Genomic DNA, 21,044 nt, shown 5'->3' on the forward strand with positions numbered 1-21,044 from the left:
ATAGTAACTTATTGCTGGGATTGAATCAGCTAATTAGTGATATTAATCAATATCAATTCTTTTTTAATTCTGGATAATCTGACTTATTTGTTAATCATTGAATTCGGAGAGTGACAGAAGAGGGATATAGCGGTTGTTAGCCTAATGAGGTACACATGATTTTTTACCTCTTGCCTCTTGCCTCTTGCCTCTTGCCTTTTTCGGCAATCGATAACTTTACAACCGAGATACAAACCCTATAGTGTTCTTATCTCTTTTATCGAGAAAGATGAAACGGGTGCATCTCATTTTTGCCGTTTGGGTGGTGCGTTACGGGACGGATTGTCCTAACACTTGCTACCGATAAAATAAGGGCTCGCCCGTCTTATCACGCACCCTACGAACATTTACAAATGTGAGATGCACCTGCTCCCTTTGCCAAAGTGTTTATTTAGCATAACAAGTACGGAAGAGCCAAAAATGCTATAGTAAACATTTGGTCATTACTAGTAAACAGTAAACAGTTGAAAATGAAACAGTTGTCTCGAATTTCCTTAACTATTGTTAGCTTATTCCTGTGTTTGCTCACTTTGAGCAGTTGCAGCAACAACTTTGCTAACCCTGATAAACTAGAAGCGCAAGTATTAACCATTATCCGGAATAATCCAGAGGCTATTTTACAGTCGCTGCAAGCTTACCAGCAGGAAAAACAGCAAGAGCTAGCCCAATCCAGGCGAGCATTTTTGCAGCAAATGAGTACAGAGCCAGCATCGATAATTGGGAATTCCCCTACTACTGGTGTGGCGGAAAATAACATTGTGCTGTTGGAGTTTTCTGACTTTCAATGTCCATTTTGTGCCCAAGCTAACCAAAGCGTAAAGCAGTTTATGGACAAACATTCCGATCAGGTAACCTTAGTATATAAGCATTTGCCCCTAAGTCAGATTCATCCTGAAGCAATCCCGGCAGCTAAAGCAGCTTGGGCGGCTTTTCAGCAAGGGAAATTCTGGGAGTATGAAGATGCCCTGTTTGAGCAGCAAAATAACTTGGATGAAGATTTGTATGTCGCGATCGCCCAAAATCTTAATCTCGATCTAGAGCAATTTAATCGCGATCGCATCAGTGTTGGAGCCGAAGCTGCTATTAGGGACGATCTGAAATTAGCTCAGAGCTTGGGTCTTAATGGTACTCCTTTCTTTATGTTGAACACAGAAGTACTTCAAGTTCCTCTCAACTTATCAGAAATGGAGAGTATTCTGGCACAGGTCAAATCATGATCTAGGATCTATATTTGAGTTGTAAACACACGTCTTGGGGCAAGAGGCAAAAGGCAAGAGGCAAAAGTTGGTAGGGTGCGTGATAAGACGGGCTCGCCCTGATTTTATCGGTAGCCAGTGTTGGCACAGCCCGTCGGTGTAACGCACCACTCGCTCTTTAAAACTTAATATCTAATCGAGGAACATTTAAGATACTTTCTTAGTCAGACAACGTGATTAATTGACTAGAGGTAAGAAGATGAGAGTTGATCAAAGCAGTGGTTTAAGGCAAAGACTTAATGGTATAGTTATGATTATCTATGCCTTAATACCGATTATCCTAGTCGTGGTATTTTTGATTACTTTTTTAACAATTTTACATGACATCAAAAGTCTAGTAAGTGGCCCTTTAGTGGAAATCAATAACACCCTAGTGGAGGTGAAGGAAAGTACTCAAAAAGCCAAAGAAGACATTGCTAATATCATAGAACCAATCAAAACAGTAAAGGCAGAGGTCCAAGAAGCCTTAGAGATAGTTGAACAGATTCCTACAGGAGTGAGTTTGCCTGATCTTGGCATCCCAGATGTTAATCTTCCGGTGAAACCAGATGTCAACTTGGGGAGTGGATTTCCTCCTAAGGTCAATATCGAGATGAAAGAGGTTTCAGTGGATATGCCTACTATTCCTGGGTTTGAAGTACAAGTGGTTGGTTTGCAACAGGTCAAGGCAGTGTTAAAGGATAATTTGGAAATACTTAAGGTTTTGAATACTATTGTCAGCGGTATTCCTAACCTCGATGCCCTTAGAGAAGATTCCCAAAAAATTCTAGCAGGAGTCCAGGAGTTGGTGAACGGAATTCATAAAATCGGGATCAAGGTATTGGGGCTGATGATATTTAGCGCAATCATGGTGATACCCTGGTTAATTAAGTTATGTATAGCTCCCTACGCTACCTGGGCTTACGGTCAGGTTACGACAGGATGGGCATTAGTCCGTGGTCAAGTAACTGAATAAATCCGTAGCGCATAAGCTAATAGCTTACGGTAAAATTTCCAATAAAAATTGCTATTAACCAGTTTAAACTAACTAAGATGCGCATCGCTCAACGGACTAGACCTAGACGACAATTAGATGTAATTATAAAAGGGTCATCCCATAACTATTGGCGTGACCCTTATCATATAATGCTGACCGTTAATTGGCCAATGTTTTTCGGGCTAATTGCGGTTTGTTATTTAGCCATAAACATCGTCTTTGCCCTATTGTACCTAGCGGGAGGAAATTGTATTGAAAATGCCCGTCCAGGTGCTTTCTTCGATGTCTTTTTCTTCAGCGTTCAGACCATGGCATCCATTGGTTATGGTGCCATGTATCCGGTGACCTCCTATGCTAATATCATTGTTACCATAGAAGCTCTAGTGGGTTTGATGGCCCTAGCCATGGCAACCGGACTCATGTTTGCCCGCTTCTCTCGCCCTACTGCCAGAGTCATCTTCAGTCGTAGGGCAGTGATTGCGCCCCATAATGGGGTAACTACCCTCATGTTCCGCGCTGCCAATGAACGGGATAATCGGATTCTGGAAGCTCAGCTCAGGGTAAGTTTGCTACGCAATGAAGTCACCTTAGAAGGGGAATCCATGCGTCGATTCTACGACCTGAAACTGTTGCGTAGCCAAACCCCTAGCTTTGCTCTAACTTGGACAGTTATGCATCCGATTGATGAAAGTAGTCCTTTATATGGGGAAACACCAGAGTCTCTCGCTGAAATGGAAGCCACACTTATTATCACCCTAGTTGGTATTGATGAAACGGTTTCCCAGACAATTCACAGTCGTCACTCCTACACCGCATCAGAAATTTTGTGGGATAGGCGTTTTGTAGATATGTTTGATAGGAAATCAGACGGCAGTAGAATTATTGATTATAGCCACTTTCATGATGTTAAGTAATAGGAATTTATAGCGTTTGAGAACTGCTACATAGTTAATAGGTCGGAAATACCGACCTGACGTATCTTCTCTAATTCGATCAGCCTGCGATTAGCATCTTGACATTCCTGCCAATAGTATTGCTTACCTTGCCAATCATTACTAAGGTCAATTTTTTGCCATTGCTCTAAACAATAGCGCCGATGTTTTTCCAAAGCTACTATTTCTAGAGAAGCTGCTGCTGCCTGTATTACCATCGGGGCTCGCAAAATATCTTCTGTACAGGTTTCGTCAAGATGAAATAGATGAGCGACTTGAGTCATTTCCCTAGGAAATTGTAAACTGCGGTCTTGTAAACGGGAGATTAGCTGTTCAGGGGTGGTAGTGTAAAATTGTGTGCCTATCCCTTGGAGTTCAATAATTTGTTGCCACAAGAATCGATGGTGAGAGAGACTAAAGAGTAAATCTCGCTGGTCTAGAGTATCAATAATTGTTTGTCGATAGTCAGGACAGTGTAAATAAATCCGTAACAGTAAGGCTTCTGCTCGCTCTAACAGGATGCGCTCTTTACCAACCGGTAGGTTTGATTCTTGATTACCCTGTTGTTTCGGTTTCTTTAACCGAGGTGGTGATTTCTTAAAGGCAGCTCTAAGGGGTTTTTGGAGTTGAGTTTGTAAATTTTCTATGTATAAAGATACTAGTTTCCCTTGTCCTTGACTGAGAATTTGAGCACAGTAGTTAATATAATAAGTGAGCTGGTTGATGTCGTCCAGTTGCTTGAGTAACTTAACCATAGCTTGGGCGACTTGCTGAAATTGATCGGCTTGTTGGAGGTCTTTGCCAATCAGGAGTTGATCAATCTGCCAATCCAGCCACAAGGGAGCATTGAGCAACAGTTGTCGGTATTTTTCCGTAGCGTCAGGAGCAGATTTGAGGAATTCATCAGCATCTTTTCCATCCGGTAAGTTCAGTACCCGTAGCTGCACAAGTCCTTGGTAAGCTAGGTTAGCAATTTCTCCAATGGCTCTTTGGGCAGCATTAGTACCAGCAGCATCCGCATCAAAGTTGAGCACAATTTGCTTGGATTCAGTATAGCGCGATAGTTGCCGGACTTGATCTAAACTAAAAGCGGTACCAAGGGAGGCGACTATATTAGTAATTCCTGCAGCATGGAGTGCGATCGCATCAAAATATCCTTCCACCACTACAGCTTGGTCTTGCTTGGTAATGGAATTACGAGCTTTATCTAGGGCAAAAAGGGTTTTACTTTTATCAAACAGGGGAGTTTCTGGAGAGTTGAGGTATTTCGGTTGCTCATCCCCAAGACTTCTACCACCAAAGCCAATCACTCGACCTTGGGTGTCGTGGATGGGAATCATAATGCGATCGCGAAAGCCATCATAATACCCACCATTGTCCCTAGGCTTAATCAATCCCGCTTGCTCAACTAGCTTCACTGGCTTCCGTTTGTGTTCCACCAGATAGCGGTAAATGGTTTGCCAACTAGCTGGAGCATACCCTAGCTCGAAAGTAATGATAGTTTCCTCACTCAGACCCCTTTTACCGCGCAAGTACTCTAGGGCCTGCTGTCCTTGGGGTTGTCTGAGGGCATGTTGATAGAAAGCTGTGGCTAAGGCCAGAATCTCGTAGAGTTGCTCTTGTAGAGAAAGTTGCCGTTGTAATTGCTCCCGCTGTTCCGGTTGGAGGGTTTGGACTGGCACCTGGTAGCGCTGTGCCAAATCCAGCACCACATCTGAGAAGGAGTGCTTGCCAATCTCCATCAGGAATTTAATCGCATTCCCTCCAGCTTGGCAGCCGAAGCAGTAATACAGTTGTTTAGAGGGACTGACAGTGAAACTGGGAGTTTTTTCCTCATGGAAAGGGCACAGACCGACATGGTCTTTGCCACGCTTACGCAATACCACATGCTCCGAGATGACATCCACAATGTCAGACCGTTCCTTAACTGCTTCAATAGTGTTTGGGTGTAGCCGTGGAATGTTCATTGCTCGATTATTGCTTACAATCAACAGGGTGTTTTTAACAAAACTCGCGGAATTCCCCCGAGTAGCGTGAAGCAGGGGGGATGCATAGGGAAAAGGTTTTGTGATCAAATAATGAAGAATGTAATTCTAAATTCGCGCATTCTAAATTCGCGCATTCTATTAAGACCCTTACCAGATTTTCGAGAGCTTTAGCACAAAACCAGGCAAAACTGCCTCACCGCTAACAGTAGCAGGATTGTCTAACCGTTCGGTTTCCACTCCAGGACGATAAACATAAACCCGTTGATGCTTGCGGTCTATCAGCCAGCCCAGCTTTGCCCCATTATCGATATACTCGGTCATTTTATTTTGCAAGGTTTCTAGCTTGTCACTAGGAGAGCGTAACTCCACCACAAAATCAGGACAGATGGGAGCAAACCTTTCTTGTTTCTGAGTTGGAATGGTATCCCAACGCTCTAGCTTAATCCACGCAGCATCAGGGGAACGTTCTGCACCATTGGGAAGCTTGAAACCAGTAGAGGAATCAAAGCCAATGCCTGTACCGTCGTCATCCGTCCAGTTGGCAAGCTGTTGAATTAGTTTGAAATTTCGGTTTCCTGTTACTCCCCCCGTTGGAGACATAATAATGATTTCCCCTGCCGATGTGCGTTCAATGCTTAATTCCCGGTTAATCTGACAAAATTCAAAAAACTGGTCATCATCCATAGCCAGTGCTGGGGGCATCCTCAGCACAATTGGACTGGTATCAACAGGTGTGGTGGCTACTGTCATGACTAATTACCTGGCTTCGAGCACTGTGCGGAGTTTTTTCTATTCTAAGGGGAGCGCCCAGAGTGCTTCTAAGGTTTAGTGCCATTTCAGTATGACAGCTGTTGGCAAGACTTGACACAAAATGCTGTTTCAGGTCTTGGTCAAAAAGTCAAGATCCATGGGATCTGTTTTTAGCCAGTTGATCGATGAAAGGCTACTAATACTATCCCCAAACAATTAGGATGAATGACCCGACAGCCACACGACCAATTTGCGAAACAGTATTTAACGGAGTTGTTAACACCTCACGGTGAGGTGCAAATCAGCCGCGAAGTAACCAGTGAAGTACGCCAAGTGGATATTTGGTTTCTACCAACACCTTCGGTCTCCACACCACCCCAGGTTTTAGGATTGCTCGGTGAGATGGCATCAACTGCCTGTTTATTGGAACCGTTCCGCAATGCCATCGGGATCATGGCGGTGCGTAATTGTCTGCTGAAGTTGTTTGCCCTCTACGGTGAGCTACAGCGCCAGGCACGACGAGAGAAAAATTCTGTGTCAGAACCTGACTTGCCCTGTTTATGGATTCTGTCTCCTTCTTGTTCAAGCAACCTATTGAATGGTTTTGCCGCCAAACTTGATGATTCAGGGAATTGGGTGGAAGGAGTCTATTTTTTGCCTGAGTTGTTCAAGACAGCCCTGGTGGCCATTAACCAGCTACCGGTTACGGAAGAAACCCTCTGGTTGAGACTTTTGGGACGCAATCGCACTCAGGAGCAAGCCATTAAGGAATTGGTGGCACTGCCAGTTGGACACCCTTTACGGGGCAACATCTTAGAGATTCTGGCCAACTGGCGCATCAAAATAGAAGACAGAGAAGATTTAACTGAAGACGACAGGGAGTTAATTATGAATTTATCACCAGCTTATTTGCGTTGGCGAGAAGAAACCTTAGAACAAGGCCGGGAACAAGGCCGGGAACAAGGCCGGGAACAAGGCCGGGAACAAGGCCGGGAACAAGGCCGGGAACAAGGCCGGGAACAAGGCAATTTAGAGGGACAGCGCCTGATGGTAGAGAATCTACTGGCAGGGCGGTTTGGCCGTGTTGATCTCGAATTATCCCGGACAATTGAGCCTTTGATGCAGTTGCCGATCACAGAGCGTACTCAGGTGCTGCTTAACTTGTCCCGTGAGGAACTGTTGGAGAGGTTTGGAGAGAGTATATCTGATTGATAGGAAGTGTAAGCATTAAGCGGTCAGCGATCAGCTTCTTGAGGCTTTTCCATAATCACTTAGGTGCGCTTTCCGTGATGGCGAACGCGCCCCGCGTGACCTACGGTCAAGGGATTGCTCGCCATCACGGGTCGCACCTCATGTACTCGTCCCAGGGCTAAATGCCTATGTTTGTCTTGATTTAAAAGCTGACTGCTTAGAAGCTGATCCCTGAATTATTACAGCTAGAGTGTATCTGTATAACCATTTCAAAGTAACTTGTCAACTGCTATCTCTTCCTGATTCAATTAATTTTTTTCAAAGTCTTGCTAGATAAATAAAAATCTAGTAAAAAAACAAAATAATCACCAAATATTAACTAATATCAAGTAACATCATAAGTAGCTGCTTACTTTATTTTTTGATAGTTAATATTTATTATTGCATTTTATTTTAATAAATAAAACAGAATAGAAGCAATATAGGTAATTAAATCAAGCATTGCTCACGAAAAAAAGCCTCTGTAGAGACCTTATACATAACATCTCTACAGACTATATAAAGTTTCGACTCTATTTATTTATCAGGGATTGCATACATTCGCTGATAGCTGATAGGTGACCGCTGACAGCTGATAGTTAATAGCTAAAGATTCGTTGGTTTTAAAACCAAGACAAAAACCTGAAATTACTAGTGAGTGCTAAAGAGAAACGTAGGTATATGACAAATCGAATCATACGTCCCATATACGACATCCAAGGTGAAGGTCATATCTCACCATTTGTTGGTCAGTCTGTCACCACTACAGGTATTGTGACTGGGGTAGCGAGCAACGGCTTCTACCTACAAGACCCTTATGGAGATAATAATGATGCCACCTCAGATGGAATTTTTGTCTTTACTAATTCTACTCCTACGGTCAGAATCCGTGACGAGGTGCAAGTGAGTGGTGATGTCCAAGAATTTCGGCGTAGTAACCGTTCCGATGACTTAACCCTGACTGAAATTACTAACCTGACTAATATTAGGGTCTTATCATCGAACAACCCTTTACCTACTGCAGTGGTTATCGGTGAAGACCGTACAGTACCTACAGAAATTATTGATGATGATGGTTTAACTGACTTCAATGAAGCTACTGATAGCATCGACTTTTACGAAAGCCTAGAAGGGATGCGGGTGCAAATCAATAATGCTGTAGCGGTTGCTCCCACTAATAGGTTTGGTGAAATTTGGACGGTTCCAGGTGATGTCAATCCTACTGGTGTTAATAATCGTGGTGGCATTACCATTAGTGACGGTGACTTCAATCCAGAACGAATTCAGATTGATGACACTCTATTGAATGGCACCTCTCCTATAGTTAATGTCGGTGACGAGCTCGGTACTGTAACAGGGGTACTTAGCTACAGTTTCGGTAACTTTGAACTCCAGTCTACTGAACCAATTCGTGCTACATCCGGTAACCTAACCCCAGAGATAACGAATTTAGTCAGTAGTGCAAATCAAGTTACGATTGCTAGCTTCAATGTCGAAAACCTCGACCCCAATAGTCAAGATGGGGATGATGATATCGGTGATGGTAAATTTAATGCGATCGCATTTCAAGTTATCAATAATCTCCAATCCCCGGATATCATTGCTCTGCAAGAGGTTCAAGACAATAACGGAACTATAGACAATGGTAATGTGGATGCTAGGGAAACCTACGAAACTCTGATTAATGCCATAGTTGCTACTGGTGGACCTCAGTACTCCTTCTTTGATATCCCCCCTGTGGACGGTCAGGATGGGGGTCAACCTGGTGGTAATATCCGCGTCGGTTACCTCTACAACCCTAACCGAGTTACCATCAACACTGATTCTGCTCAACGTATTGGTGTTGGTGAGACGGCTTTCGATAATACCCGCAAGTCTTTGTTGACGGAGTTTGAGTTTAACGGTGAAACCATCTCTGTTATTAATAATCACTTCTCTTCCAAGGGTGGTAGTGACCCTCTCTTTGGTGAGAATCAACCACCACACAACGGTCAGGAGGAGAAACGGAATCAACAAGCTCAAATCCTTAACGATTTCGTCGATACCATTCTGACTAATGACCCTGATGCCAATGTGGTAGTGCTCGGAGACTTCAATACGTTTGATTTTGAAAAACCACTGGAAACTCTTAAGGGAGCTCACAATTCAGTGCTGACCAATCTGACGGAAACGTTACCAGAGGATGAGCGTTACACATTTATTTTTGAAGGGAACTCTCAGGCACTTGACCACATTTTAGTCAGTGATAACCTAGTTAATGCTCGTGCTGAGTATGACATTGTCCACGTCAACAGTGAGTTTGCTGACCAAGCTAGCGACCATGACCCAATTTTGGCTCGCTTTACCTTACCTGAGCCAACTATTATCAATGGCACCGCAGGTAGTGATCAGCTGACTGGTACTGATAACAATGACATTATCACTGGTTTCCAAGCTCGAGATTTGCTCACTGGTGGTGGTGGTAATGATCAGTTTGTCTACACTTCACACCGAGATGCTGGCGATCAGATCACCGACTTTGAAGTGGGAAGTGACAAAATTGTTCTTACTGAGTTATTTAATAATAACGGAATTACAGTTGCTAATTATGCAGATGCGATTAATCGGGGCTTTCTGAGTTTTGGTTCACAGGACAATAGTGCTGTTGTTTTGTTTAACAAAGATGGCTCGGATGCCAGCAATTATCAAGGGGTTTTCAGGGAATTAGAACACGATTTTTCGTTTCCTTCTTTAAATACTAATTCAGATGGAAGTCAGATATTTCTGGTTCTCGAAGATGTTGATGTTGTTGAGCTCCATGATGCTAGTAATTTTGTGTTATAATCTAGAATTATGTTTGATTTTCAAGGTTGAAGGTTGTGAGGTTGGAGGTTAGCAAGTTGAAGGTTATTTGGTTGAAGGTTATTTGGTTGAAGGTTGAAGGTTATTTGGTTGAATAATCTTTATCCTGTTCCAAATAATGTTTAACGTTATTTAGCTGATTTTCGGTGCTTCTCAAGGGCTACAATAACTTCGGCTACTGTTAGGATTACTAGTCTACTCAGAAGACCTCTTGCAAAGTTCCAAAACTATTGCTAGCTTGCCTACTCCCGACTCCCTACTCCCTACTCCCTACTCCCTACTCCCTATCATTTACGCCAAGACAAACGAACAGGCATTTCCGACCGTGGCATCAATTCTGGCATGTCATGGGTAGCTTTAAATCTTGCCATGTGCTTACCATACCAGTTAGCTCCTGGAAAAGCCGTTAAACCATGAGCAAACACACTGATCAACACAGTTACTACCATAGTGCTAAACATCACTTCACTACCCTGAATTCCATCCCCCTCTAAAATTAGTAAACCATACAATATTGAAGCCACTCCCCTCGGTCCAAACCAGCCCAGAAATAAGATAGTATACCAACGCAACTTCATACCAATCACGCTAATAGCAACCCCTACCATCCGAGCAATGGTCAGAGTAGCAACGGCGTACAATCCCATCTGCCAATTCACCTCATCCAGAGCAGGAAACACCATCATTGACCCATAAATCATAAAAATCAGCAGCACCAGCAACTGTCCCTCTGCTTCTCCAAACTCATATAAACAATCACAAATTGATGGAGCTGTATTCCCTAGGGTTAAGCCAGCACAAAAGGCGGCAATAAAACCATTGCCCCCCACTAATTCTGCGATCGCCTTTGGCGTGGCCTACGGCCAATCGCATAAGCGAATAACGACAGTCCTAATACCGATAAATCTTCAAAACTATGAGTAATCCACTTGCGGCGAGCACTCTCTGACACCAACCAACCGCCAATATAGCCAACTGCTACCCCAACGATTGGTCCGAGAATCACTTGCATAGCAGCAAAGCGAAACCAAAAGCTTGCTGTTCCCGTCCCTTCCATTGTTCCAGCTAAAGAGAGGAAAATTAATAGAATCGGTAAACAAATACCATCATTCAAACCACTTTCAACATTGAGGGATTGACGAATACAAATCGGAACACTCCGACTGCTGACCACCGCTTGTCCTAAAGCCGCATCAGTGGGAGCCAGAATTGTTGCCAAGGCCGCTGCTTCCCAGAATTATAACCTACCTCCAAGCAACAGTACTGCCAAAATTGTTCCTAGGATAATTGTCAGCGGTAGACCAATACCTAACAGACGTACTGGTAAATTGTACTCTCGACGCAACAGTTTAAGATTAATCCGAGAAGCATCAGTGAACAAAACCAGAATCAAGGTAAATTCAGCAATTATCCGAACAAACTCATGCTCTACGTCTAGATTCAATAAACCCAACAATGGCGGACTCAATAAAATTCCAAAGATAACAAAAGCCATCGGTGGAGTAATCACACTTTTCTCAATGCGCCCAGAAATTAAACCAAAGCCAAGGATAAATAGGGCAATAATCGCAAATAGTTCAGTGTTCATGAAATTATCTAAGTCCTGAGTGCGTCAGTGCGATAGCAAAGGGAATAGGGAACAGGGAACAGGGAATAGGGAATAGGGAAAAAAACCTGTGTACCTCATAGTTATGAAAAGCGCTGATAGCTGTTCGCGTAGCGTGCGCGTAGCGCATTAGCTGATAGCTTAAGTTACAAAAGTCTGCTTTTACCACCCAAGCCAATCAGCCAGATCACAACAAACAACCAGTGAATGACGACAGCTGTCCAGATGGAGCCACTTTTAATATAAGCAATAGTACAAATAATTCCCAAAAGTGTAGCTAGGAATAGAAAAATAGGTTTAAAAAATGTTTCCCGTGCCGCCGGATAGAAGGTGATAGCATTCAGAGGATGATAGATAACAAAAATGAATAAACTTACTGTAGACCAAGCGTATATTGAAATTAAGGAAGGGTTTTCTGAGGGATGAGGTAATAATAAAACCCGGAAAAATATCTCCTCAGCTATTGCTGGGGTAAACAGAGCAGTTATCATAATCTTTCCCACTAGATGCCAAGAGGTTTTGAAATTAACAGCATTTAGATCAGTTTTCCTGAATAAAGGAGATAATGGGGAATTATCAATAGTAAGTAAGTTCTGATCTAGTTGCAGAAAACCGTTCCGTAAACCAATCGGTAAAGCAATTAAACCATAGATCACAATTAAGATAACTACAATTACCCAAGCTTGACCATCAGGAAACGTTAATATCCCAGCAATCAAGCGCTCGGCAACTCTTTCAGCAAATTTGGCTGACATCTCCATAGTGACATCTCCATAGTGACATCTCTATAACTAGTAACATAAAGATGTTAATACGTAAGCATTAGCTGAATGCTTACATTCATACTCCCTTAAACCCAACTTCCATTTCTTTCATCGATTCTTCCACAATTACAGTATCAGTTTTATGAAGTTTGCGAGCAATACCAATTTGATTGAGCACAATGCCACAAATAATTACAGCACCACCAATATATTGAGCTATTGTTGGTACTTCTGAGAGAATCAAGTAAGCTGCTAAAATGCCCGCTACTGGACTAAACGAACTGGCCAGAGAAACATCGGATGCAGTAGTAGTCTTCAAACCCTTAAACCAACAGAGTTGACCCCCTACTACAATCACAGCTCCATAGAGGAGCATCCATTGCCAGACAAAGGGTGAGAAAACATTCATAAAGTGACCTACTCCAAATAACTTAATCACCACAACAAAGAAAATGACTGTACCTGTAGCAGTTCTGAACACCGTAAAGATGCCCAGAGGGATTTGGCGCAGCTTCACTTTACTAATAATCGTAGAAATTGCTAATGCGATCGCACCTGCTGCTGCCATCAATTCACCGACACCAATCCTAAAGCCTCCCGCCATAGTAATCATGTTTTCCTGCGGAGGCTGAAGCAAAATAGTCAGGATGACACCAATAAATGAAATAATCGCACCAGCTATCACCCAACGATTTACCCGTTCTTTGAGAAGTAAAACTGACAAAGCCAAAGCCAGAGGAGGCTCAATGCGTCCAATCAGCACTACATTATTAACAGCAGTGCGCTCAAGAGCGATAAATATCAGAGATGGTGCCAGTGCTCCTGACAAAACTGCGACACCCAGTAACCCTAACCAATCTGTTCCAGAGAGTTGTCTTAGGGCTCGAAAATTCCACTGTCGTCCATAAATAGCAATCAACGCTAGCAACGCGCAGAGATTGCCAACAAACAAAACATTACAGAAGGAAATAGGATTGTTACCATCAATTAAATTATCTGCACCCAGGTCAGTGAGCTTACGAATGACCGAATTCGCTGCTGCAAAAATTAGGATAGCGATCAATAAGTAACCACGCCCTGGAATCCGATTCAACCAATCTGTTATTTTAGCAATGAAACTTGACATAGACGTTGACAATAGCAAAGTTTAAATGACAGGGTAAGCGCAAGAATCAATAAGCCTAGGCTTATTGATAAAAAAACCGCGCCATTCTCAACAAATTAATTCTATTGCGAGTACAGTTCTACTAGATTATAGGGGTTTCGAGCCACGATCAACCGATATCCACCCAATCCACATTATGGGCAATTTTTTCTTGCGCTTACCCTGGTTTCAATGAATTATATCGTGTCCAGATGTACCATCGATTCAAAATGAGACACAGTTTATCTCATCAAGACGCATAACTGAGTCTTGTTGGAATTGTGACTTATAGGCGGCACGGATATCTTCAATAGCTTGCTCTGCCTTTGCAGAGCGCTTATAAAGGATCATCACCATACGGGACTCCTCCTGTATTGTCTTGTCTGTTTTAGCATCTCGCCATTGTCCTGATATTTTGTCAATGCTTAGCCCATCTGGAAATCGAGGGCTTATTACATTATCAAGGAACTTTTGCCATACTAGAGGTTCCACTTTTCCGCCACCAGGGATGTTTAAACCAAAATAGAGTTCAACCTTAGACATGGTTTGGCCTTCTACTGGACAAGATGATGATGCGAGATTGCTTTGAGGGAAAGTCAACAAAAATAATACAAAAATTACTACCACACAAATGAAGTTACTTAATGTTTTCATAGTTAGACAATGAGATCTTATAGCACTATAGCACCGTAGCACAATTTAACGTTTATTTATGCCCACCTACTTAATTGAGCCAGAGTTAGGTAATAACTATACCTGTAGGATAGGTTAATAACGCACCCTACCACTGAGGTCTTAAATAAAAGTATTGTCCATAAATCATTTAGAATCACTATAGTCAGCACATTGTTGGATCAGTTTTGCAATTAATCCAGTCCAACCATTTTGGTGACTTGTTCCAATTACTAAGCCACTATCGCCATGGAAATATTCATATAACAGAATTAAATTGTGCCAATTCGGAGCAGTTTTAAATTCCTTAATTTTGCCATAAAGAGGACGATGACTGGATTGATTTTTATGGAAAATCCGAATCAGACGCCGGGATAGTTCTACAGAGACTTCCCCAAGGGTCATCAGATTACCTGACCCTGTAGGGCATTCCACTTTAAACGTATCTCCTAAATAGTAATGGAAGGTTTGCAAGGATTCAATTAAGAGATAGTTAAGGGGCATCCAAATCGGACCACGCCAGTTAGAATTTCCCCCAAATAACCCATTACTAGATTCAGCAGGTTCGTAGTCTACACGATGTTCATTATCATTGACATAAAATAGATAAGGATTATCCTTATGAAACTTAGAAATAGCTCTGATACCATAGTCACTTAAAAACTCATTTTCATCCAACAACTTGCTCAGAATGCGGCGGAATTTATCACTTTCTACCACTTTGCCAAGAGTCATATAACATAGAGCAAGCATCCGCTTTGCGCCTACTCCCTTAGTTTCCATACAAGCAACATTGCGTTTGAGATCAGGGCGATGTTGAATAAACCACTCCAATCGTTTTTTAAAACCCGGAAGTTTATTGAGCGTCTCTGGTTCTATAGTAGTGACGGCAAACAGAGGAATTAACCCTACCATGGAGCGTACTTTCAGGCGCAACTGTTCCTGATTAGGTAAGTGTAGCACATCATAGAAAAAGCCATCCTCTTCATCCCACAATTGCGTCTCATCTTCCCCAATATTATTCATAGCAGCGGCAATGTAGAGGAAGTGTTCAAAAAACTTAGTAGCAATGTCTTCATAGACAGGGTTTTATCACGCTAATTCTAGGGCAATAGTGAGCATATTAAGACAGTACATTCCCATCCAGCTGGTGCCATCAGATTGCTCAATATACCCGCCGAATGGAAGCTCTGAACTGCGGTCAAATACTCCAATATTATCTAATCCTAAAAACCCCCCTTCAAATACATTGTTGCCGTCGAAATCTTTGCGGTTAACCCACCAGGTAAAGTTAAGCAGAAGCTTTTGAAAGACCCGTTCTAAAAATTGGCGATCGCTTGTTCCATGGAACTGTTTTTATAGCTGATAAACTTGCCAGGTTGCCCACCCATGCACGGGAGGATTGACATCTGAAAAGTTCCATTCATAGGCGGGAATTTGCCCATTGGGATGCAAATACCACTCCCGCGTCATTAAGTCAAGTTGATTCTTAGCCAAATCTGGATCAATCATTGGTGACAGCTCCTACACTGACCCGTTGGGTGAGCGTGTAGGCTTCCCAGCCAATCCGGCCATCGCTTAGGAGGCGCTGGGCTTTAAGAACGGACTGCCCTGCCGCTCTGTTTCGTATATTGATCGCTGCATTATGATCACGATCGAGGCTGCAACCACAATGGGGACAATCGTGCCACCTTGTATGCAGCTTTTTGGTAACTTTTTTGCCACAATTGGAGCAATTCTGTGAGGTGTTTTGGGCACTTACCGGAACCGCCAACAAGCCAGCATTTTCGGCTTTGCTTGCCAGGATTGTCAGAAAGCTTGACCAACCCGCATCCAATACAGACTTAGCCAATCGGGACTTAGCCAGTCCCTTTACATTTAACTTTTCGTGAGCTACTACATCGTATTTTGACAGCAAATAATTGGCGGTTTTAAAGTGGAAGTCTTTCCGTTTATCCGCTACTTTTTTGTGCTGTCTACCAAGTTGCTTGATAGCCTTGAGTCTGTTGCTGCCTCCCTTCTTACGTCGAGATACCCTTTTCTGAATAACCTTCAATCTTTTTTGAGATTTTCGGTAATACTGAGGAATTTCTATTGTCTCTCCTTCCGAAGTAGTCAAAAACTCCTTAAGACCAACATCAATACCGACTATTGAGTCAGGATTAATGTCAGGTTTAACTTCAGGTACAGTTTTATCTTCTAGGGACAATACCAGATAATATCTATCACACTTTTTGGTGATCGAAGCTGTTTTTATTTTGAATCCATCAGGAATAGGGCGATGTAGTAAAACCTTGATTTTACCTATTTTAGGGAGGTTGATAAGATTGCCATCCAAACAACCTTCTTTCATTTGGGGGTAGGTAAAGGTGCGGTAGCGGTGTTGTTTCTTAAACCTGGGTTTACCACTCCGCTTCCCATTGCAATCCCCCTTAACAAATCTATCAAAAGCGTGCTTTACTCTTTTGACTACATCCTGAAGCACCTGGGAATATTAAACTAAGCCGGTGAGTCGCCTCACCGACTCGTCTCCAAAACCGTACGTGACACTTTCATATCATACGGCTCCTCATTACAGTACAATCCTTGACAGTGGCTCCTCTAGAACGGGTTTTCATCTAACTCATTGGAGTTGATTCTCTTTCCGTGTTTGACATCGTGACAATGTAGGTGTAATAATTCGAGATTTTTGTCTGAATTATTTCCCCCTAGTGCGCGTGGTATTATGTGATGTTTTTCCATTAAATCTCCATCCCTAAAGGTAAGACCACAATGAGTGCATTTCCCTTCTTGCCGTTCTAAAAGTTTTCCCTTCTGAGTGGTCATCTCAGGATGCTTTCTCATTCTGGTATTCCAATAGATTAGGTCTCCATCATAGGGACTTCTGGTATCCTGGATTTTTGTGTGCCTTACAATTTTTGTTTTGGCATGTTTGGGGAGATAATTATCTTTCCCTGTCATAAATGTCCAGTTATCACCTTCGATGGTTCCCCAGTATTTATCGTTTACCCAGGTTTTTGATTTCTTTGGATGTCTCCTGTATCCCCATCTTTGGAGTTTATTCCAAAGCATGTTTCCTAATTCGTCGAAAGTTTCTTGACTACAAACACTCTTGTAGTAATTACACCATCCACGTATAATTGGTTTTAGGTGGCGTATTAGTGCCTCCTGAGGGGCAGCTCTGTGTTTGTCGATAGATTTTGAGAGCTGCCTATAATGCTCTTGAACTTTTTCCTTAGATGGTTTGATGATGGTTTTAAAACCTTGTTTTGACTGGTGTTTACCTACTTGGTATTGACGGATAGTAAATCCTAAGAAATCAAATCCGTCAAGAGTGTGGGTAATTTTGGTCTTACTTGGTTTTAATTCCAATCCCATGTCATTCAACCATTCGTTGATGATTCTTTGACATTCTTCTACCACAGTTTGTTCTTTATGCAGGATGACAAAGTCATCAGCATATCGAATCAAATTTAATGCCTTTTTGTTTCTTTTTTTATCTCCTTTCATAGATTTGGCATATTGTTTGATTCGTTCCTCCATTCCGTGAAGGGCTATATTTGCCAAGAGTGGGGATATAACTCCACCTTGGGGAGTACCCTCTTTTATAGATGAGAATGTTCCGTTATCTATCACACCGGCTTTTAACCATGATTTGATTAATCGTCTTAGTGACGGATATGTATTTAATTTTGTCAGAAGTGCATCATGGTTGATTTTGTCGAAACATTTTGCTATATCGGCATCTAGTACCCATTTGGGTTTTTGCTTGATACTTTTAAATATTGCTTCGATTGCATCGTGACATGAGCGTCCTGGTCTAAATCCGTAGGAATTGGGTTCAAATTTTGCTTCCCATTCCGGTTCTAGAGCCGCGCACGCAAGTGCTTGTAAGGCGCGGTCATACATGGTGGGAATCCCCAATGGGCGTTTTTCCGTTCGTCCAGGTTTGGGAATCCATACCCTTCTGGTTGGTTTGGCCTTTCTTTGAACTTTAAGGCTGGCTACTAAGGCGAGGCGTTGTTTTGGTGTTAGGGATTTAACCCCGTCTATTCCGGCAGTCTTTTTGCCTTTGTTCTGTTGGGTTACCCTTCTAACCGCAATCATTTTAGCTGACCAGGATTTCATCAGGGTTTTTTGCAGCTTTCGCACCACGCGGACATCACCACGGCTTGAGGCTCGATATATTCGTTTTTGTAACTTAAAGACAGTCATTTCTAGCTTACGCCAGTTGACTTTCTTCCATTCCGACTGTGGGGCGAACCCCCGAGTTTTAGACATATTCATTACTACTGGCAACTATATCTCTTCCTGTAACGTGAGTCTGTCAGCATATCCTAGGCATTACCCTAGACGTTAGCTTTTGACTCTATCTTTCCTACACATGACTTGCGGCTAACTACCTACTCAATAATCGACCTTACTGAGAGTGCATGTGAGGTTACTTCGTTCCTGATAACCATTCTGTGAACTTTTAGGGTGGTACTATTCACCGGGAGTTATGTGGGAAATCGTTACAAGGACATCCAACTTTGTAGTTACGGTCGATGTCCCCTATTAAGGGGAGCACCTCCGCTTCAGAACTGGGCGTGAGACTTTCACCTCACCCAGCTCCTGGGTAAACTCAGTCTTTTGACCGGCCTTTCGGCATGCTCCAGTGTATCTGTTGGTGGCAGCTCCGATGAACTGCTAGTAAGTTCTTCGTTTTCCGGTTGTCGTGGTTTCCATCGATATGATGAAGATGTACAGACTCGTCTTCTAGGAACTTCAATCCACAGTGTCCACAAGAATGGTTTTGCCGTTTCAGAGCGTCTGAAGTAGCACCGGAGTAGAGGCGGGAATTCCTTTTGCTCCAGTAGACTAAGTCGCCGTCATAGGGTGACTTAGTCCCCTTGACGTTCACGTGTTGGTTCTGTTTGTAACCTACTTTTGGGAATGCCTTTTTGCATAGTTCGTTGGCCTGATACCGGTTTACTTTCTTTTCCTTTCGGAATTTTCGGTTTGCGGTCTGGTTCATGAACCATAAGCTATCCCTTGAGCTACTCATATCGCAACTACTGTGATAGTTACGCCATCCGCGAACAATTGGGGCTAACTTTTTGGCTTTTACTTTGGCACCATAATTCGAGCAGTTGACCACGGTTTTAATCTTCTTACGTATGTTTCTGTGGTTTTCCTCTGAGGGAATACACGAGAATTTTCCGTCTTTTCTGGCGCGGAATCTCCACCCCAGGAAGTCAAATCCGTCTGTCGTTTTGGTCAGCTTGGTCTTTTCTTCACTGATTTCCATTCCTCTTTCTGCCAGAAAGTTTTTTACTTTTTGGAGAATTTTTTCAGCGTTATCTTTTGGCTTGAGGATAAACACCATGTCGTCTGCGTATCGCAGGCTGGTGTGTATATCTTCTATTCCGTTAAGTGCCACATTTGCTAGTAAAGGGCTGACCACACCACCTTGGGGTGTTCCTTGCTCTAGGAATTCCGGATTGATGCCTGCTTTTAGGCACCTGAAAATCCCCTGTTTTAGGCACGCAGGAGCTAACAATCTATCCATGATTGAGCTGTGTGAGATGCGGTCAAAGCATTTTTTTATGTCTAGTTCGATTATTCGCTTGTTTATACCGTTTTTGTCGGATTTCAGGTGTAGGAATAGCCGTTTTTGCACGTCTTGTGCGCTTCTTCCGGTCCTGAATCCATAACTGTCGGCACTGAACGTTGCCTCGTGGGCTGGTTCTAGGGCGAATTTGGCTAGACATTGCCATGCTCGGTCGGCTATGGTTGGTATCTTTAACATTCGGGTCTTTCCATTCTTTTTAAGGATTGGATGTTCCCGTAGTCCGCTATGTTTCCAGTCGTGGCCGTAACGGGTCAATGTTTCAACCAGTTCCATGCGTTCCCTGAAATTGAGTTTTGACTTTCCGTCAATTCCAGCAGTTCTTTTGCCTTTATTTAGCTGTGTTACTTGTCGGACAGCCAGCAGTTGTGCTGAGCGGGATTTCATAATCAGTTTCTGTAGAGACCTGGCTTTCTTCAGGTCACCTGCTTGAACCGCTTTGTATACACGCTTTTGTAGGCGGAATAAATTTTGGCGGAGTTTCTTCCACTTCTGATTTTTCCAGAGTTCACTATGATTGCTCATGTGTCTAACCGTGCTCTACTAGAGTTTGTATATTCTGAATACCCGCAGGCAGTTTCTACCTGCATCCTACCCGGTAGTAGGGATTAAGTGTGACATCACTTACCGTAGGTTCGACCGGCCTACAGACCTATTTTTGTGCTACCGTTTTTACTTGTTCCATTCATCAGATTGTTGTGGTGATTTAGGGTAGTCCATTTTGCCTATTCCCTCCTCGGAGATTACAGTTGTCCAGGACAGAACACTGTGAGGATTAGGGAATCAAGTCTCGCATGTACTAGTCAGATTGCGGCTCCGAAGTTAGACACTTTTTCAGGACTTTCGCTACTGTTACCCATGTCACCTCCCCGTTAGCGGCAGTGTCACCCATCTGATTGGTGTCTGATTCCGCCCTGGTGCCAGCTTCACTCTGCAAGGGTGTCGCCTTGCTCGGTGTGGCCAAGATAGGGAGTCACTAGTCTCTTCTAGGGGTCGGGTTTGCACCGCCATCCGGATGAATAGTTGTAATCTTTCGGGGTTGTCCCCGCGAATTACCTAAGTCTTACCCCTCCTGGTAAAGGAGGCTCTTACTTAGAACAAGCCGCACATCCTAACTCCGTTGACTTTTTTGTCTGTAGCGTATCAAACCTTCTTTCGCTACACTACAATGACGATGATTCAAACATACCTTTCTCTCGTACCCATGAGTTCTCTGCCTGCTACTAACATCGGTC

General features: G+C 43.0%; 17 protein-coding genes and 2 pseudogenes. 6 read left to right on the forward strand and 13 right to left on the reverse strand.

The window, feature by feature from the left end; all coding sequences use genetic code 11:
• Positions 1–509: 509 nt before the first annotated feature.
• The 3 genes from F6K53_RS31975 (at position 510) to F6K53_RS31985 (ending at position 3,185) form a co-directional block, all read left to right on the forward strand.
• On the forward strand, positions 510–1,256 hold the full coding sequence (locus F6K53_RS31975) for a thioredoxin domain-containing protein (RefSeq protein WP_293073430.1): 747 nt from the start codon (positions 510–512) through the stop codon (positions 1,254–1,256).
• Between the two features lie 238 nt (positions 1,257–1,494).
• Positions 1,495–2,250 carry a hypothetical protein gene (locus F6K53_RS31980; protein ID WP_293073427.1) on the forward strand — a complete coding sequence of 252 codons (756 nt, stop codon included), beginning with the start codon at positions 1,495–1,497 and terminating at the stop codon, positions 2,248–2,250.
• 77 nt (positions 2,251–2,327) lie between these two features.
• A complete protein-coding gene (locus F6K53_RS31985; protein WP_293036504.1) occupies positions 2,328–3,185 on the forward strand; it encodes an ion channel in 858 nt (285 codons plus the stop codon).
• A 26-nt stretch (positions 3,186–3,211) separates the two neighbouring features.
• Here F6K53_RS31985 and dnaG read toward each other — a convergent pair whose 3' ends face one another.
• Positions 3,212–5,170, reverse strand: a complete 1,959-nt coding sequence (gene dnaG / locus F6K53_RS31990; protein ID WP_293083475.1) for a DNA primase — start codon at positions 5,168–5,170, stop codon at positions 3,212–3,214.
• A 168-nt stretch (positions 5,171–5,338) separates the two neighbouring features.
• Positions 5,339–5,941 (reverse strand): Uma2 family endonuclease, encoded by a 603-nt coding sequence (locus F6K53_RS31995; RefSeq protein WP_293029056.1) that lies wholly within the window; start codon positions 5,939–5,941, stop codon positions 5,339–5,341.
• A gap of 225 nt (positions 5,942–6,166) precedes the next feature.
• On the opposite strand from F6K53_RS31995, the gene F6K53_RS32000 reads away from it, so the two are divergent.
• The 3 genes from F6K53_RS32000 to F6K53_RS32010 all read left to right on the forward strand — a co-directional run bounded on the left by F6K53_RS32000 (position 6,167) and on the right by F6K53_RS32010 (position 10,367).
• Entirely contained in the window at positions 6,167–7,153 is a 987-nt protein-coding gene (locus tag F6K53_RS32000; protein ID WP_293036500.1) for a hypothetical protein, read from the forward strand.
• 699 nt (positions 7,154–7,852) lie between these two features.
• On the forward strand, positions 7,853–9,994 hold the full coding sequence (locus F6K53_RS32005; protein WP_293072005.1) for an endonuclease/exonuclease/phosphatase family protein: 2,142 nt from the start codon (positions 7,853–7,855) through the stop codon (positions 9,992–9,994).
• Positions 9,995–10,223: 229 nt separating this feature from the next.
• Positions 10,224–10,367, forward strand: a complete 144-nt coding sequence (locus tag F6K53_RS32010) for a hypothetical protein (protein ID WP_293019357.1) — start codon at positions 10,224–10,226, stop codon at positions 10,365–10,367.
• Here the strand turns inward: F6K53_RS32010 and F6K53_RS32015 are convergent.
• The 11 genes and pseudogenes from F6K53_RS32015 to F6K53_RS32065 all read right to left on the reverse strand — a co-directional run bounded on the left by F6K53_RS32015 (position 10,300) and on the right by F6K53_RS32065 (position 20,334).
• Positions 10,300–10,842, reverse strand: coding sequence for a cation:proton antiporter (locus F6K53_RS32015; RefSeq protein ID WP_293019359.1), 543 nt, complete (start codon positions 10,840–10,842; stop codon positions 10,300–10,302). The two genes, F6K53_RS32010 and F6K53_RS32015, sit on opposite strands and share 68 nt — an antisense overlap.
• Positions 10,842–11,600, reverse strand: a pseudogene (locus F6K53_RS32020) (cation:proton antiporter). Before F6K53_RS32020 ends, F6K53_RS32015 begins: the two are co-directional and overlap by 1 nt.
• A 4-nt stretch (positions 11,601–11,604) precedes the next feature.
• On the reverse strand, positions 11,605–11,748 hold the full coding sequence (locus tag F6K53_RS32025) for a hypothetical protein (RefSeq protein ID WP_293072004.1): 144 nt from the start codon (positions 11,746–11,748) through the stop codon (positions 11,605–11,607).
• Between the two features lie 16 nt (positions 11,749–11,764).
• Positions 11,765–12,379: a CPBP family glutamic-type intramembrane protease gene (locus tag F6K53_RS32030; protein ID WP_293072003.1), complete on the reverse strand. Its 615-nt coding sequence runs from the start codon at positions 12,377–12,379 to the stop codon at positions 11,765–11,767.
• A 79-nt stretch (positions 12,380–12,458) separates the two neighbouring features.
• Positions 12,459–13,508, reverse strand: coding sequence for a DMT family transporter (locus F6K53_RS32035; protein ID WP_293072002.1), 1,050 nt, complete (start codon positions 13,506–13,508; stop codon positions 12,459–12,461).
• Between the two features lie 243 nt (positions 13,509–13,751).
• Entirely contained in the window at positions 13,752–14,180 is a 429-nt protein-coding gene (locus F6K53_RS32040) for a DUF3574 domain-containing protein (protein ID WP_083305243.1), read from the reverse strand.
• Between the two features lie 165 nt (positions 14,181–14,345).
• Positions 14,346–15,224 (reverse strand): hypothetical protein, encoded by an 879-nt coding sequence (locus tag F6K53_RS32045; RefSeq protein ID WP_293083478.1) that lies wholly within the window; start codon positions 15,222–15,224, stop codon positions 14,346–14,348.
• Positions 15,225–15,554: 330 nt separating this feature from the next.
• Positions 15,555–15,710 carry a hypothetical protein gene (locus F6K53_RS32050; RefSeq protein WP_293083481.1) on the reverse strand — a complete coding sequence of 52 codons (156 nt, stop codon included), beginning with the start codon at positions 15,708–15,710 and terminating at the stop codon, positions 15,555–15,557.
• Positions 15,703–16,692 (reverse strand): annotated as a pseudogene (locus F6K53_RS32055) (transposase); the annotation flags it as partial. The gene F6K53_RS32050 and the pseudogene F6K53_RS32055, both read right to left, overlap by 8 nt.
• A 107-nt stretch (positions 16,693–16,799) precedes the next feature.
• Positions 16,800–18,479: a group II intron reverse transcriptase/maturase gene (ltrA, locus tag F6K53_RS32060; RefSeq protein WP_365940002.1), complete on the reverse strand. Its 1,680-nt coding sequence runs from the start codon at positions 18,477–18,479 to the stop codon at positions 16,800–16,802.
• 343 nt (positions 18,480–18,822) lie between these two features.
• Positions 18,823–20,334, reverse strand: coding sequence for a reverse transcriptase domain-containing protein (locus tag F6K53_RS32065; RefSeq protein WP_293024290.1), 1,512 nt, complete (start codon positions 20,332–20,334; stop codon positions 18,823–18,825).
• Positions 20,335–21,044: the final 710 nt, after the last annotated feature.

The organism is Moorena sp. SIO4A1 (assembly GCF_010672065.1).
Lineage (GTDB): Bacteria > Cyanobacteriota > Cyanobacteriia > Cyanobacteriales > Coleofasciculaceae > Moorena.

Bases quoted from the DNA above. Each gene is read 5' to 3' on its own strand.
- F6K53_RS31985 (WP_293036504.1), top strand. From the start codon at position 2,328: ATGCGCATCGCTCAACGGACTAGACCTAGACGACAATTAGATGTAATT.
- F6K53_RS32040 (WP_083305243.1), bottom strand. From the start codon at position 14,180: ATGAAAACATTAAGTAACTTCATTTGTGTGGTAGTAATTTTTGTATTA.
- F6K53_RS31995 (WP_293029056.1), bottom strand. From the start codon at position 5,941: ATGACAGTAGCCACCACACCTGTTGATACCAGTCCAATTGTGCTGAGG.
- dnaG (WP_293083475.1), bottom strand. From the start codon at position 5,170: ATGAACATTCCACGGCTACACCCAAACACTATTGAAGCAGTTAAGGAA.
- F6K53_RS32005 (WP_293072005.1), top strand. From the start codon at position 7,853: ATGACAAATCGAATCATACGTCCCATATACGACATCCAAGGTGAAGGT.
- F6K53_RS32025 (WP_293072004.1), bottom strand. From the start codon at position 11,748: ATGCGCTACGCGCACGCTACGCGAACAGCTATCAGCGCTTTTCATAAC.
- F6K53_RS32045 (WP_293083478.1), bottom strand. From the start codon at position 15,224: ATGAATAATATTGGGGAAGATGAGACGCAATTGTGGGATGAAGAGGAT.
- F6K53_RS32000 (WP_293036500.1), top strand. From the start codon at position 6,167: ATGACCCGACAGCCACACGACCAATTTGCGAAACAGTATTTAACGGAG.
- F6K53_RS32035 (WP_293072002.1), bottom strand. From the start codon at position 13,508: ATGTCAAGTTTCATTGCTAAAATAACAGATTGGTTGAATCGGATTCCA.
- F6K53_RS31975 (WP_293073430.1), top strand. From the start codon at position 510: ATGAAACAGTTGTCTCGAATTTCCTTAACTATTGTTAGCTTATTCCTG.
- F6K53_RS32050 (WP_293083481.1), bottom strand. From the start codon at position 15,710: ATGATTGATCCAGATTTGGCTAAGAATCAACTTGACTTAATGACGCGG.
- ltrA (WP_365940002.1), bottom strand. From the start codon at position 18,479: ATGTCTAAAACTCGGGGGTTCGCCCCACAGTCGGAATGGAAGAAAGTC.
- F6K53_RS32065 (WP_293024290.1), bottom strand. From the start codon at position 20,334: ATGAGCAATCATAGTGAACTCTGGAAAAATCAGAAGTGGAAGAAACTC.
- F6K53_RS31980 (WP_293073427.1), top strand. From the start codon at position 1,495: ATGAGAGTTGATCAAAGCAGTGGTTTAAGGCAAAGACTTAATGGTATA.
- F6K53_RS32030 (WP_293072003.1), bottom strand. From the start codon at position 12,379: ATGGAGATGTCAGCCAAATTTGCTGAAAGAGTTGCCGAGCGCTTGATT.